We start from the raw sequence: 15,050 nt of genomic DNA, 5'->3' as shown, positions 1-15,050 counted from the left end.
CGCCCGGCGCGCGGTCTGTTGCGCATCGGCTGAAGGAGGTGCGTCATGGTTTCGCAGGAACTGCTGGCCTTTCTGATCGACCTCGCAGCCAAGCTTTCCGGCTATCCGCCCATTCCGGTCGACGCGCTGCCGCCGGTGCAGGTGCTGTCGGAAGCCGAACTGGCGAAGGCAGTCTGTCCCGACGCCGCGGCGGGCTGCACCAATATCGCGGCCACCTTCGAGACCGAGCACTACGTCATCTACCTGCGCGATACGCTGGACCTCGAAAACGCCGCCGACAACTCCTTCCTGCTGCATGAATTGGTGCATGTGCTGCAGCACAAGGCCCGCGGCGACGCCATCTTCGCCGACTGCCCGACCACGCTGAAAACTGAAACCGAGGCCTACCAGGCGCAGAACGCCTACCTGAAGCGCGAGGGCCAGTTCCTGCGCTTCGGCGAGGCGCTCGGCTTCATGAGCTGCGCTGGCGAGCAGAACACCTTCTTCACGCGCGACATCATGATCGATCCGCTGATCGTGAAGTAGCGCGGGCGGGGTGTGCCGCAGGCCTCGATTCAGCGCCGCGAGCGTTCCTGCGCCGCAGTCGGGGTCAGAAGACCCCCCCACAGAGTCCCGGTCCGGCCTCGGGCCGCCGATCACGCGCCGCCCCCTGTGGGAGAGGTCTTCTGACCCCGACACGGCCGTGGCCATCCTCAGGCTTCGATGCTGGCCGCTGTCGGGCTCAGAGGATCCCCGGGCTCTGGCTCCGGCGGCCGGCAGACCGCTCTTACGACACCCCGGCGCCCCGGTCTTCTTCCTTCGCTTCGAAACGCCCGTAGTGCAGCAGCAGCGTCGGCAGCACCAGCAGGTTCAGGAGGGTCGAGGTGGCCAGACCGCCGACGATGATGGCGGCCATCGGGCCTTCGATCTCGCGGCCGGGCTCGCCCGAGCCGATCACCAGCGGCATCAAACCGAGGCCGGTCACCAGGGCCGTCATCAGGATGGATGGCAGACGCTCGGTTGCGCCGAGGATGGCGGTATCGACGTTCCAGCGGCGGCCCTCCTGCTCGACCAGATGCTGGTAGTGCGACGCCAGCATGATGGAGTTGCGCAGCGTGATGCCGAACAGCGTGACGAAGCCGACCACCGAGCCAAGAGACAGCCAGCCGCCGCCCGCCAGCGCGGCGAGGATGCCGCCGATCAGCGCGAACGGCAGGTTCACGAAGGTGATCATCAGGTTGCGCAGGCTGGTGAAGGCCAGCATCAGCAGCACAGCGATGGCGGCGGCGGCGAGCAGCGAGTGGGTGACCAGCTCGCGCCGCGCCTGGGCCTGGGCCTCGGCCGCACCGGTCACCTTGTAGTAGCTGCCCGGGTTAAGCTTCACGTCCTCGCGCAGCGTGCGCTGCACGTCGTCGCTGAAGCGGCCCAGATCGTGGCCCGCCGCGAGGTTGGCGGTGATGGTCTGCACGCGCTTGCCACCGGAGTGCAGGATCTTGTAGCGGCCATTCTCGACCGCGATGTCGGCCACGTCGCGCAACTCGATCAGCCGGCCGTCCGGCGTGCGCAAGGGCAGGCGGCCGATTTCGGTCGGCGAACGACGGTGGTCGGGGTCCAGCGTCACCACCAGCGGCGTCGCCAGCGTGCCGCGATAGACCTCGCTCACCTTGCGTCCGGCAAAGGCGGTCTGCGCCGCCGACAGCACATCCTCCGGCGACAGACGCCACACAGCGAGCTTGTCCAGCCGCGGTCGCACGACGATTTCCGGCGTGCCCGGCGGTGCCAGCACCTGCACGTCGGTCGCGCCTTTCACCCGTGCCAGCGCGCCAGCGACCGCGCTGGCATCGGCGTCGAGGCGGTCTAGGTTGGTGCCGAACACCTGCACCACCAGCGTCGCCGGGAAGCCGGATTCGGTTTCGCCGATGCGCTCGGTCAGGAAGGTATTCACCGAAAAGGCGAGGCCGGGGAAGCCGACGGTGTTCTGCGCTTCCTCGTCCGAGCGGTCCTCGTCGCCGTCATCGCCGGTGACGGTGCGCCGGATGTCGGCCAGGATGCGCTCCTGATCCTTCGCCGGCAGCGGACCGATCTCGATCTCGACTTCGCTGTAGTGCGGGCCGAAGGGGTCGGCGCCGTTCTGCGCGCGGCCCACCCACTGCGCGACCGACTTCACGCCGTCGATCTCGAGAATCTTCTCGGTCACCCGCTGACCTACGCGCAATACCTCGCCCGGTGCAGTGCCCGGGATGGTCGACAGGTGCACGATGTAGTGACCTTCGCGCAGCGGCGGGATGAATTCGCCGCCGAACAGCGGCAGTACGCCGATGCCGCCGGCCAGCATGAACATGACGCCGGCGATCAGTCCGTGCGGCCGGCGCTCGATGGCGCGCAGCGTGCGCTCGTAGCGCGGGCGGAGCCAGCGGATCAGCGGCGGGTCGTCGTCCGGCAGTTCGCGTCGGCCGAGCATGAGCCAGCTCATCGCCGGCGTGACGGTCAGCGCCACCACCAGCGAGGCGAGGATGGCCAGGATGTAGGCGGTACCCAGCGGTGCGAACAGCTTGCCCGCGACGCCCGACAGCGTCAGCAGCGGCACGAACACCAGTGCCACGATGAAGGTGGCGTAGACCACCGAACTGCGCACCTCCATCGACGCGTCGAACACGACTTTCCAGGTCGCCACCGGTGAGCCCTTGTGACGGTTCTCGCGCAAGCGGCGGTAGATGTTCTCGCAGTCGATGATGGCGTCGTCCACCACCTCGCCGAGCGCGATCGCCAGCCCGCCCAGCACCATGATGTTCAGGCTGGCGCCGGTCTCCAGCATCACCAGCACGGCCGCCAGCAGCGACAGCGGAATCGCCACCGCCGAAATGAAGGCGGTGCGCAGGTTGTAGAGGAAGAGGAAGAGTACGACGATGACCAGCGAGGCGCCGATGATCACGTCGGCACGCACGTTGCCGAGCGCGGTCTGAATGAAGTTGGCCGGCCGGAACAGCGCCGGATGCAGTACCAGCTGTTCGCGTTCGAGCAGCGGCGCCAGGTCGGCCAGCGCCTTCTCGAGTTCGAGCGTCACGCCCAGCGTGTCTGCGCCGAGCTGGCCTTGCACCATCATGAACACGCCCGGCGTGCCATTGATCTGCGCCGCACTGATGGCCGGACCGGGTGCCTCGCGCACGCGGCCGATGTCGCCCAGTGCCAGCGCGCGACCGTCGGGCAGCGTCACGGTCAACTGCTCGAGGCTGCGCGCGGTCGAGGGGGTGGCGTCGATGGCGATCAGCAGGCGCTGATTGTCGTTCTCGACGAAGCCGGCACCGGCGACTGTCGCGGCGCTGCGCGCCGCCGTTTCGACGTCGGCCAGCGTGACGCCGAGCGCCCGCAGCCGGGCCGGGTCGAGCTGTATCTGCCATTGCCGCACGTCGCCGCCGAACACATTCACGTCGGCGACGCCCTGCACCGCCAGCAGGTGCGGGCGCACGACCGAATCGACCAGATAGCGCATGTCCATCAAGCTGCGCTTGTCCGAGGTGAGACCGACGCCGAGCAGCGTCGACGCCGACGAAGTAAGCGGCGTGATGACCGGCGTGACGCCGGCCGGCAGCAGCGCACCCAGCGTGCCCAGTCGCTCGGCAACGAGCTGGCGATTGCGGAACAGGTCGGACTTCTCGTCGAAGATGACGGTCACCACCGACAGGCCGGGGATGGACTGCGAACGCAGTTCCTTCAGCCCGCGCGTGCCCGACACCGCCGCCTCGATCGGCGTGGTGACCCGGGTTTCGACCAGGTCGGCCGGCAGTCCGGGCGCTTCGGTCTGGATCACGACCTGCGCCGGCGCGAACTCCGGAAACACGTCCAGCCGCGCGTCGGCCATGCGGCTGACGGCGTAGATGGTCAGCACCAGCGCCAGCGCCAGCACGATGCCGGGCCGGCGGACGGAGAAGCGGACGATGGCTTCAATCATTGCGGGCACCTGCCGCCTGTGGCGCCAGCCAGCGTGTCAGCCGGACGATCGCCGCAGGCATGTGATGCGCGGCCGCATCGCGGCGGGGGCGCCGCTCCCACGGGGTTCCGAGCGACGGACGGCGCGGGTCTTTGTGGGAGCGGCGCCTCGCCGCGATTCTGGTCGCGGCATCGCGAGAGGCGGGCGAACGGTGTGCGAGCGCGGGCGAAATCCGCGATCCCGCCGGCAGACGGTCAATCATCGTTCTCGTCCGCCAGCGTGTGCTTCAGCTCTTCCGACAGCAGCAGTTGCGCGCCGCGGGTGACCACGCGGGCGTCGTCTTCCAGTGCCGGCGCAAGCCAGCCGTCGGGGCGCTGCGATTCGGCGGGCAGGGCCTGGCGGATGAATTCTTCCGGCTCGTCGTCGTCGCGCACATAGATCCACGGCAGGCCGGCGTACCAGACGACCGCGCTGTTCGGCACCAGATGGAGCACCGTGGTGCCGGTGACGCCGCGCGCGGCGAGACGGGTGCCGGTGGGCAGCACGCGCTCGGTCTTGTACAGCCAGGTTTCGCCGGCCGCGTGCGCCAGGCTGCGCGGGGCCAGACCGATGCGCCGCGCTTCGATCGATTCGTCGCCGTCGGGCAGGCGCAGCTGCATGGTCGGCGGCGCGTCGCCGGCGCCACGCAATGCGATCGCCACCAGCGAGGCGCGGCGGTCGGCCAGCTTGTCCAGTTCGGGCGGCGCTTCACCGGATGCGGTGCCGCCGAGTGCGCCCCAGCCCTGCACCAGACGCGCGTGCAGACCGTCGGCGCGGGCGCGCGCAGCGGCCAGTGCGCCACGATCCTGTTCGGCCTGGCTGCGTGCGGTCTGCAATGCGCGCTCCGACGCGTTGCGGTCGTCGCTGTACAGCGCCTGGATGCGGTCGCGTTCGGCTTCCGAGCGGGCCAGTTGCGAAGCGAGTCGGGCGATGTCGGCGCGAGCTTCCTGCAGTTGCGCGCGCAGCGCGAACAGCGGCTCGACGTCGAGCACGGCTGCCTGCGCCTCGCGCTCGGTGCCGGCGCGCACGGTCAGTGGCTGGCCGACCTCGATGCCGCTCGCCTTCTGCGCCGCGGCCGTCAGCTTGACGCTGCTCATGCCGCTCTCGTCGCGTTCGACCAGCGAAGGCACGGCGATGTCGTCGTCGGCCGGCGCTTCGTAGAGCTTCCATTCGTCGCGTGCGTAATAGATGAGCGCCCAGACCAGGGCAATGATGAGCAGACCCATCAGGAACATCGCGCGGTGCGGTGTCAGTGCTTTCATGGCTGTCCTTCCGTGGCGGCGCCGGCGGCAAGCGGGCGCTGCATGGCGTCTTCGAGCGCGAGGCGCGAAGCCAGTGTGCGGGCGCGCGCCTGCAGCAGCCGGATGTCGGCTTCGAGCAGGCGGGTGAGGGCGAGCACGCGGTCGAGCCGGTCGGCGTCGCCGCGGGTGAAGCGCTGTTCGGTGCGGGTGAGCTGCAGCCGCGCCTCGTCGTGTTCCGCTTCGGCGCCATCGGTATCGAGCGTGGCGGCCTTCACCCGGGCGCGCGCGAGATCGAGCGCGGCAAGCGCCTGCGATTGCAGCAGTAGGAAGTCCTGCGCCGCGATCTCGCGTCGCGCGACGGCTTCGGCGATCGGGCCGGCCTGGCGCTGCGCGGCGAACAGCGGCAGCGAAGCGCCGAGTTTCCAGACGGTCGCACCTTGGTCCCACAACAGACCGGGCTGCAACCGGATTTCCGGGTATTGCGCGCGCAGTTCCACCTGCAGGCCGGCTTCGGCAGCGGCGTGGCGGGCCAGCGCGCGGCGCAGATCGATGCGGTCCAGCGTTACCGCGCTGCGCAGCACGTCGTCGGCGGGCAACGGCGGCGGCTGTTCGAATTCGTCGAAATCGAGCGTCAGCGCGTCGATCGCCGACAGTGGCAAGGCGAGCGCCTGCGCCAGTTCGCCGCGGGCGCGGATCTGCCGCTGCTCGGTCAGCACGTAGCGCGACTCCGCCTGCGCGGCGGCGGTGCGCGTCGTCGTCAGATCGAGCGCGTCGGCGGCGCCGAGGTCGTAGCGCTTCTGCATTGCCGCCTGCGCGTCCAGCCAGCTCACGACCAGGCGGTCCAGCAGTTTCAGTTCTTCGCTGGCTGACCACAGTTCGAGCAGGGCGCGGCGTGCGTTACTGCGTATGGTCCATGCTGCGTCTGCTTCGTCGAGGAGTGCGCTGTCGGCCAGCAGGCGGGCGCGCTCGATGCGCGCTTCGCGCACTGACTGTCCGGTGATCGCGAGGTCCAGCGCCAGTCCGACACTCCAGGCCGACTGGCCGGGGTCGCGCTCGTTGGTACGTTCGATCTCGGGCGCCAGCGACATCCGCGGCTTCAGGCCGGCGGTCTGCAGCTCGGCGCGGGCGAGCTGGGCGCGGGCACGTGCTTGCGCGGTGGCCGGGTGACGGTCGAGGGCGGCCAGCACCAGTTGCTCGGGCGCCCACTTCGCCGGCGGCCATTGCGCGACATCCATATTGCGCTGCGCCAGGAAGTCGCGCGTCCGCGCATCGGTCAGCTGGCGTTGGCGGAAAGCCGATTGCGACGCTTCGGGCTGCAGCGGCGCCGGCTCCACGTGTTGCATGGCACAACCGGACAGGGCCAGAAGCGGCAGCAGCAGTGGAAGAAGTGAGGTGAGGCGCTGCATCCTGATTTGTTATTCTGGGCCGCGTATGGACGCCGAATGCTAACGATGCTGACAGTTGAGTGCAAATCCGCAAGCGCCGTTGCCGGGCGCCTGTGGCGGTCGATGGTGGGTGGGCTGATCGCGCTGACGTTGAGCGCTTCGATGGCGGCGGAGACGCTGCCGATGAAGGAGCTCGCGCCGGGCGTGTTCGTGTTCAATGGTGTCACCGCCGAGCAGGATGCTCACAACCGCGGTGCAATTTCGAACCTTGGTTTCGTCGTCGGCAGTCGCTGCGTCGCGGTGATCGACACTGGCGGGTCTCCGTCCGTGGGGGCCGCGCTGCGCGAGAGCGTGCGACAGAAGACCGCCTTGCCCGTCTGTTACGTGATCAACACGCATGTGCACCCGGATCACGTGCTGGGCAACCAGGCTTTCGTCGCCGACAAGCCCGAATTCGTCGGCCACGCCAAGCTGCCGGCGGCGCTGGCGGCGCGCGGCCGCAACTACATCGCCTCCGCCGAACGCCTGATGGGCGACGCCGGGCGCGGGCTGGAACTGGTCGCGCCGACACGTACCGTCAGCGGTGAAGACACGCTGGACCTCGGCGGACGCGTGCTGCGTCTGCGCGCCTGGCCGACCGCGCACACCGACAACGACCTCACCGTGCTCGACGAAACGAGCGGCACGCTGTTCGCGGGCGACCTGCTGTTCGTCGGTCACATGCCGGTGGTGGACGGCAAGCTGTTGGGCTGGATCAAGGTGAATGCGCAACTTGCCGCGCTCGACGTGAAGCGCGTCGTGTCCGGGCACGGTGACGCCGGACCGGCTTGGCGGGAGGCGTTTGCGAAACAGGGGAACTACCTGCAGGCCCTTGCCGATCAAACGAGGGCGGCCATCAAGGCCGGCCGCAAGCTGGCGCAGGCGGCGGACGAGGTGGCGCGCGACCAGGTTGGCAACTGGGAACTGGCCGACCTGTTCCACAAGCGCAACGTCACCGCGGCGTACGCCGAGCTGGAGTGGGAAGATTGAGGTTGGCGGGGCGTAGTGCGCCTGCGGTGGGAGGACGGCGATGATGTGAAGGCTCTGTCGCGGCCAAGGCCGCTCCCACAGGAGACGCGCGGTCGCGGAGCGGGGCTGTTGTGGGAGGGGTCTTCTGACCCCGACAGCGGCTTGTGCCGAACTGTGCGACATGCGTCGGCACTGTCGCGGCCAAGGCCGCTCCCACAAAGAGACTTCGTCGGATGCAGGTGCGCGGCGGCTGGGCGACCTGGGTTACAGAACAATCGAGCGATCGGCGTCAGACTGATCGTCGCGGAGCAGTCCATCTGGAGGAGAAGAACATGAGTATTTCGCGCAGGCTGGCTTTTCTGCTGGCCGGTTTCATGTGGGTCGCCGGTGTCCAGGCGGCCGACGATGGGTCCGACACGGCGATCTGGGGCAAAGTGAAGATGCTGCTGGTCGGTGATCGCCCGGTGATCGACGACACCGCCGGCAAGGTGATCGAACTGGAAGCACCGGTGCGGGCGGAGGACGCCGCGGTGGTGCCGCTGGCGGTGCGCACGAAGCAGCAACCGGGCGGTGTGCACGTCAGCAAGGTGCACCTCGTGATCGACGAGAACCCGTCGCCTATCGGTGGCACCTTCACCTTCTCGCCCATTGCCGGGCGCGCCGACATCGAGACGCGGGTGCGCATCGAGGCTTACAGCTGGGTGCGCGCGCTGGCCGAAACCAGTGACGGCAAGGTCTATATGGCGCGCCGCTACGTGAAGGCGTCGGGTGGCTGTTCGGCGCCGGCCGGCAAGGATCAGGAAGAGGCGATGGCGCGTCTGGGCAAGATGAAGCTCAAGCTCGACGACGACGCCGTCGCCGGTCAGCCGAGCGCGGCACAGCTGATGATCAGCCATCCGAACAGTTCAGGTCTGGCGATGGACCAGCTGACGCGCCTCTACGTGCCGCCGCATTTCGTGCGCCGGGTCGAGGTGAGCTACGCCGGTGAGCCGGTGATGACTGCCGACGTCGATTTCTCGATCAGCGAGAACCCCAACTTCCGCTTCTGGTTCGTGCCCAAGGGCGAGGGCGAACTGAAGGCGGTCATCGTCGATTCGAAGGACCTGAAGTTCGAGAGCGCAGTGGCCATCCGGCCGGGCATGAAGGGCGGCAGCTGAGCGCCGCGGACAGGCGGTGTACGGCCGGCGACGCCGGCCGCAACGGGCATCACTTGATGAAGCAGCGCTTCTTTGACTCGGACACGATGCCCATGTATTTCTTGACCGCGTCCTTGGTCTGGTCGGTGCCGCGGAACATGCCGCCGCGCTCACCGCTCATGCCCGACGAGCGGCTGAAGCTCGACAGTTCGACGTATTCGTCGTAATTCAGCTTTTCGGCGATCTCGTCGATAAGGCACGAACACTTGTAGATGTACTCGTGATTGTTGCCATAGGTCTGCAGGCATTCGAGCGCGAATTCGACGCGCGACGATGTCGGGTAGTCGTTCGCTGCAGAAACCAGCCCCGGTGCGAGCAGGGCGGCGAGCGTGGCGACAGTGATCTGGAAACGATGGACGTTCAAACCGGTTCTCCTCAATTGTTATCGACGGACTTGTTATCTGCGAACCTCGGTGGCTCGGCCTCGTCGGGTGCAGAAAAGGCTAGCACAGCGCTGAAGACCACCGTCGGTATGCCCAAGTTTCGCGGGATTCTTTCCTTGTTGCGCCGCGCGGTCATCGCGATTTTCTGGTTCCTGCCCGCGGCGGCGCTGCAGGCGCAGACCTTGCCGGCGCTGACCGTGCGCACGCTGGCCGACGGCGTGCACGTGCTGCCGGCGCCGTCCTTCGAAGTGACGGCCGAAAACGCCGGTTTCGTCACCAATATCGGCGTGATCGAGGACGCGCGCGGTCTGGTGCTGATCGGCACCGGCACCAGCCACCGCTTCGCGCAGCACCTGAAAACCTTCGTCGAATCGCGATTCGGCAAACCGGTGATCGCCGCGGTCAATCTCTACGGTGGCGGCGACCACGTGCTGGGCAACGGTTTTTTTGTGTCACGGGGTGTGCCGGTTGCGGCGCAGATTGAAACAGACCGCTTCATCCGGGCCAGTTGCCACACCTGTGTCGAGCGCCTGACCGCGGCACTGGGCGAAAATATGATGTCGAGTACCGAACCGACACCGGCGACGGTGGTGTTCGAAGGCACGGGCCATCTGCCCGGCGTTTCGCGCAGGCTGAAGCTGCTTCATTTCGGCCACACCTTCCAGCCCGGTGCGACGGCGCTGCTCGACGAGGCAACAGGAACACTTTTTGCCGGCGAGCTGGGCGCCGCGCGCTATCTGCCCGATCTGTACAACGCGCAGGAGCGCGGCTGGCGCGACGCGCTGGCGCAGCTGGGTCGGATGGACGTGAAGCAGGTGGTGCCGGCGCACGGCGCACCGGGAGGCCGCGAGGTGCTGGAGGCGCCGCGCCGCTATCTCGACACGCTGATCGCGCAGGTCGATGCGCTGTTCGAGCAGGGTGTGTCGCTGCTCGAATCGCTGGAGAAGGTCGAGGCCGTCGGCTTCAATGATTGGTACGGGTATGCGGTGTGGCACCGGCGGAACGTGCATTTCGCCTATCTGCACCGGGAGCAGGGCGAGTTCGGCGCACTGACGGACAAGGGCGCAGGACCGGAAGAAGGACAGCACTGAACAATGCGAGGGCGTCGGTACAGGCGCCCCGAAAACTACATCGCGGACAAAAGCGAAGAAGTCACGCACAACGAACTGACTGAAGAGGATCACCGTAAATGTCGGAACCGTTTTCCATCCCGCTGGAACAGATGCGCCGCATGGTCAAGCCGACGCCCAAAGGGCGCGCGCTTGACCAGAAGGCGGTGGACGAGGTCCGTGCGCTGCTCGGCAGGATGCCGCGCCGTCGCGACCTGCTGATCGAATGCCTGCACCTGCTGCAGGACAATATTGGCGCCGTCCACGCTCGTCATCTGGCTGCCCTGGCGGCGGAACTGAAGATGTCGCAGGCCGAGGTCTATGAGGTCGCGACCTTCTATCACCACTTCGACGTGGTCCGCGAAGGCGAAGCCGCACCGCCGGAACTGACGGTGCGCGTCTGCGAAACGCTGTCGTGCGCGATGGCCGGTGCCGACGAACTGCTGCACAAGCTGCCGGGCATCCTCGGCACCAAGGTGCGCGTCATTCCGGCGCCCTGTGTCGGTCGCTGCGAACAGGCGCCGGTGGTCGTTGTCGGCCAGAACGCGCTCGGTGGCGCCACCGAAGCGGCGGTCAAGGCGGCGGTGAAGGCGAAGGAAACGACCGCGCCGGCACCGAAGTACATCGGCTACAAGGCCTACCTGAAGGCCGGTGGCTACCAGCTGTTCCGCGACCTGGTCGAAGGTCGTCGCGATCCGGAAACCGTGATCACCGCGATGGAACATTCCGGCCTGCGCGGCCTCGGCGGCGCCGGCTTCCCCGCTGGCCGCAAGTGGCGCATCGTGCGCAACGAGCCGGCCCCGCGTCTGATGGCGGTGAACATCGACGAAGGCGAACCCGGTACCTTCAAGGACCGCTGGTATCTCGAACGCGACCCGCACCGCTTCCTCGAAGGCATGCTGATCGCCGCCTACTGCGTTGGCATCGGCGAGGTCTACATCTATCTGCGCGACGAATACGCCCACGTGCGCGAACTGCTGCAGAAGGAACTGAAGAAGCTGCTGGCGGACCCGCCCTGTGCGCTGCCGCCCATCCACCTGCGCCGCGGCGCGGGCGCCTACATCTGCGGCGAAGAGTCGGCGATGATCGAATCGATCGAAGGCAAGCGCGGCATGCCGCGTCTGCGTCCGCCTTACGTCGCCCAGGTCGGCCTCTTCAACTACCCGACGCTCGAACACAATATGGAAACCGTGTTCTGGGTGCGCGACATCGTCGAGAAGGGTCCGGAGTGGTTCTCCAGCCAGGGCCGCAACGGTCGCAAGGGCCTGCGCTCGTTCTCGGTGTCCGGCCGGGTGAAGAAGCCGGGCGTGCATCTGGCGCCGGCCGGTATCTCGGTCAAGGAGCTGATCGCCGAATACTGCGGCGGCATGCTCGACGGCCACGAGTTCTACGGTTACCTGCCGGGCGGCGCCTCGGGCGGCATCCTGCCGGCGTCGATGGGCGACATTCCGCTCGACTTCGACACGCTGCAGCCCCACGGCTGCTTCATCGGCTCGGCCGCGGTCATCATCCTGTCCGACAAGGACACGGCGACCGACGCCGCGCGCAGCATGATGCACTTCTTCGAGCACGAGTCCTGCGGCCAGTGCACGCCCTGCCGCGTCGGCACCTCGAAGATGAACACGCTGATCGACAAGCCGGTGTGGGACACCGCGCTGGTCGAGGAACTGTCGCAGACCATGGTCGATGCGTCGATCTGCGGTCTCGGGCAGGCGGCACCGAACCCGGTGCGCTGCGTGATCAAGTATTTCCCTGACGAAATCAAGTGAAGGGACGGCACTCCATATGAACGCACCTCTTGATCCCGCGGTCGCCGCGGAAAGCATCGAATTCACGCTCGACGGGCAGACGATGAAAGCCCGTGTGGGCGAAACCATCATCCAGGCGGCTGCCCGCCAGGGTGTGGACATTCCGCACCTCTGCTACAAGGACGGCTACCGTCCGGACGGCAACTGCCGCGCCTGCGTCGTCGAGATCGAAGGCGAGCGCGTGCTCGCCCCGAGCTGCTGCCGCGCGCCGACGCCCGGCATGAAGGTGAAGGCCGAATCCGAGCGCGCCGTGAAGGCGCAGAAGATGGTGGTCGAGCTGCTGCTGTCCGACATGCCGGACAAGACCTACAAGCCGGATTCGGAACTGGCCTACTGGGCCGGCAAGCTGGGCGTGACCGACTCGCGCTTCGAAGCGCGCGAACAACCGAAGTGCGACGAGTCGCACCCGGCGATGAGCGTGAACCTCGACGCCTGCATTCAGTGCAACCGCTGCGTGCGCGCCTGCCGTGAAGAGCAGGGCAACGACGTAATCGGCTACGCCTTCCGTGGTTCCGCGTCGAAGATCGTGTTCGACCAGGACGATCCGATGGGTGCCTCGACCTGCGTGGCCTGCGGCGAATGCGTGCAGGCCTGCCCGACCGGCGCGCTGATGCCGGCCGGCGGTGTCGGCATGGTGACGCCGGACAAGAAGGTCGATTCGGTCTGCCCGTACTGCGGCATCGGCTGTCAGCTGACCTATCACGTCAAGGACGACAAGATACTGATGGTGACTGGCCGCGACGGCCCGGCCAACGAGGAACGTCTGTGCGTGAAGGGCCGCTTCGGCTTCGACTACGCGCGTCACCCGCAGCGCCTGACCAAGCCGCTGATCCGTCGCGCTGACGCGCCCAAGCACAAGGACTTCGTGGTCGACCCGGCCAACCCGCTGACCGCCTTCCGTGAAGCGAGCTGGGAAGAGGCGCTGGCGCTGGCCTCGGGCAAGCTGCGCGAGATCCGCGACAGCAAGGGCCCGAACGCGCTGGCAGGCTTCGGCTCGGCCAAGGGCTCGAACGAAGAGGCCTACCTGTTCCAGAAGCTGGTGCGTACCGGCTTCGGCACCAACAACGTCGATCACTGCACCCGCCTGTGCCACGCCTCGTCGGTCGCCGCGCTGCTCGAAGCGGTCGGCTCCGGCGCCGTGTCCAACCCGGTGCGCGACGTGCTGCACTCGGAAGTGATCTTCCTGATCGGTTCGAACCCGCTGGTGAACCACCCGGTCGGCGCGACCTGGATGAAAAACGCTGTGCGCAACGGCGCCAAGCTCATCGTGTGCGATCCGCGTCGCAACGATCTGCAGCGCTACGCCACCCACTTCCTGCAGTTCAAGCCGGACACCGACGTGGCCATGCTGAACGCGATGATGCACACCATCATCGAGGAAGGTCTGGTCGATGAAGCCTTCGTCAAGGACCGTACCTCGGGCTTCGAGGAACTGAAGAAGAACGTGGCCGACTTCTCGCCCGAGAAGATGGCCAAGATCTGCGGCATCCCGGCGGAAACGCTGCGCGAGGTCGCGCGCATGTTCGCCACCTCGAAGGCCTCGATGATCCTGTGGGGCATGGGCGTGTCGCAGCACGTGCACGGCACCGACAACGCGCGCTGCCTGATTTCGCTGGTCATGATGACCGGCCAGATTGGTCGCCGCGGTACCGGCCTGCATCCGCTGCGCGGCCAGAACAACGTGCAGGGCGCGTCTGACGCCGGCCTGATTCCGATGGTGTTCCCGGACTACCAGGCGGTCGGCAACCAGACCATCCGTCAGAAGTTCGAAGAACTGTGGGGCACCACGCTCGACCCGAACCCGGGTCTGACCGTGGTCGAGATCATGGACGCGATCCACGCCGGCAAGCTGCACGGCTGCTACATCATGGGCGAGAACCCGGCGATGTCCGACCCGGACGTCGACCACGCCCGCGACGCGCTGGCCAAGCTCGACTGGCTGGTGGTGCAGGACATCTTCCTGACCGAAACCGCCTACTTCGCCGACGTGGTGCTGCCGGCCTCGGCCTTCCCCGAGAAGACCGCGACCTTCACCAACACGGACCGTCAGGTGCAACTGGGCCGTGCCGCCATCAATCCGCCGGGCGACGCTCGTCAGGATCTGTGGATCATCCAGGAAATGGCCCGTGGTCTCGGCCTGGACTGGAACTACGGCGGCTCGAAGGACGTGTTCAACGAAATGCGCAAAGCGATGCACTCGATCGCCGGCATCACGTGGGAACGTCTGGAGGCCGAGCACTCGGTCACCTACCCGTGCGAGAACGTGGGCGATCCGGGCGACGAAGTCGTGTTCATCGACAAGTTCCCGACCCCGAACGGCCGCGCCAAGCTGGTACCGGCCAAGCTCATCACGGCCAACGAGAAGCCTGACGCCGAGTACCCGATGGTGCTCATCACCGGCCGTCAGCTGGAGCACTGGCATACCGGCTCGATGACCCGTCGCGCGTCGGTGCTCGACAGCATCGAGCCGATCGCTACGGTCACCGTGCATCCGGAGGACGTCGCCAAGCTGAAGGTGAAGGCGGGCGATGTGGTCACCGTCGAATCGCGCCGCGGCAAGATCGCACTGTACGTGCGCATCGACCCGCACGTACCGGTCGGTTCCGTGTTCATTCCGTTCGCGTACTACGAAGCGGCGGCGAACATGCTCACCAATCCGGCGCTCGACCCCTTCGGCAAGATTCCGGAGTTCAAGTACTGCGCTGTGCGTCTGAAGAAGGGCGGCACGCCGACCCAGCTGTCGACCTACGGCGGCGGCCAGGCGAAGCCGGTGACGGCGTAAGCGGTCGCAGCAACAGAGAAAACCGGGGCCAGATGCCCCGGTTTTTTTGCCTTGATCAGCGCTCGTGTGGGGGGCTTCTGCCCCCGAAAGGGGTCGGTGCCGAAGCTTGGGCTGGGATTCTGTGGGAGGGGTCTTCTGACCCCGACAGCGGCCTGAACAGAAACCTGCGGTATGCAACGGCCGTGTCGCGGT

At 67.2% G+C, this 15,050-nt stretch carries 10 protein-coding genes; 6 read left to right on the top strand and 4 right to left on the bottom strand.

The annotated features are described in order from the left end of the window. The first annotated feature begins 45 nt into the window (after positions 1-45). Entirely contained in the window at positions 46-525 is a 480-nt protein-coding gene (locus AC51BJ_RS03925; protein WP_496279389.1) for a DUF6647 family protein, read from the top strand. 241 nt (positions 526-766) lie between these two features. On the opposite strand, the gene AC51BJ_RS03920 is transcribed toward AC51BJ_RS03925, so the two are convergent. From AC51BJ_RS03920 to AC51BJ_RS03910, 3 genes are all read right to left on the bottom strand, one after another. Then, complete coding sequence (locus AC51BJ_RS03920; protein WP_496279388.1) at positions 767-3,928, bottom strand: efflux RND transporter permease subunit; 3,162 nt, start codon at positions 3,926-3,928, stop codon at positions 767-769. Between the two features lie 233 nt (positions 3,929-4,161). Then, positions 4,162-5,208 carry an efflux RND transporter periplasmic adaptor subunit gene (locus AC51BJ_RS03915; protein WP_341929615.1) on the bottom strand — a complete coding sequence of 349 codons (1,047 nt, stop codon included), beginning with the start codon at positions 5,206-5,208 and terminating at the stop codon, positions 4,162-4,164. After that, a complete protein-coding gene (locus AC51BJ_RS03910) occupies positions 5,205-6,593 on the bottom strand; it encodes a TolC family protein (RefSeq protein ID WP_496279387.1) in 1,389 nt (462 codons plus the stop codon). Before AC51BJ_RS03910 ends, AC51BJ_RS03915 begins: the two co-directional genes overlap by 4 nt. Positions 6,594-6,755: 162 nt before the next feature. On the opposite strand from AC51BJ_RS03910, the gene AC51BJ_RS03905 reads away from it, so the two are divergent. Then, on the top strand, positions 6,756-7,601 hold the full coding sequence (locus tag AC51BJ_RS03905; RefSeq protein ID WP_496279386.1) for a quinoprotein relay system zinc metallohydrolase 2: 846 nt from the start codon (positions 6,756-6,758) through the stop codon (positions 7,599-7,601). Positions 7,602-7,912: 311 nt separating this feature from the next. Next, entirely contained in the window at positions 7,913-8,737 is an 825-nt protein-coding gene (locus tag AC51BJ_RS03900; protein ID WP_496279385.1) for a quinoprotein dehydrogenase-associated SoxYZ-like carrier, read from the top strand. A gap of 49 nt (positions 8,738-8,786) precedes the next feature. Here AC51BJ_RS03900 and AC51BJ_RS03895 read toward each other — a convergent pair whose 3' ends face one another. After that, the gene (locus AC51BJ_RS03895) at positions 8,787-9,140 is read right to left on the bottom strand and encodes a hypothetical protein (protein ID WP_496279384.1); all 354 of its coding nucleotides are present in this window, start codon (positions 9,138-9,140) and stop codon (positions 8,787-8,789) included. A gap of 135 nt (positions 9,141-9,275) precedes the next feature. Between AC51BJ_RS03895 and AC51BJ_RS03890 the strand changes: the two genes are divergently transcribed. From AC51BJ_RS03890 to fdhF, 3 genes are all read left to right on the top strand, one after another. Next, complete coding sequence (locus tag AC51BJ_RS03890) at positions 9,276-10,250, top strand: MBL fold metallo-hydrolase (RefSeq protein WP_496279383.1); 975 nt, start codon at positions 9,276-9,278, stop codon at positions 10,248-10,250. 98 nt (positions 10,251-10,348) lie between these two features. Beyond that, complete coding sequence (locus AC51BJ_RS03885) at positions 10,349-12,037, top strand: NAD(P)H-dependent oxidoreductase subunit E (protein WP_496279382.1); 1,689 nt, start codon at positions 10,349-10,351, stop codon at positions 12,035-12,037. A gap of 16 nt (positions 12,038-12,053) precedes the next feature. Next, entirely contained in the window at positions 12,054-14,858 is a 2,805-nt protein-coding gene (gene fdhF, locus AC51BJ_RS03880; RefSeq protein WP_496279381.1) for a formate dehydrogenase subunit alpha, read from the top strand. Positions 14,859-15,050: the final 192 nt, after the last annotated feature.

The sequence above is a fragment of the Methyloversatilis sp. S146-33 genome (genome assembly GCF_059552495.1).
Note: the sequence above shows the minus strand (reverse complement) of the source record. Positions and strands in the feature narration are given on the sequence as shown.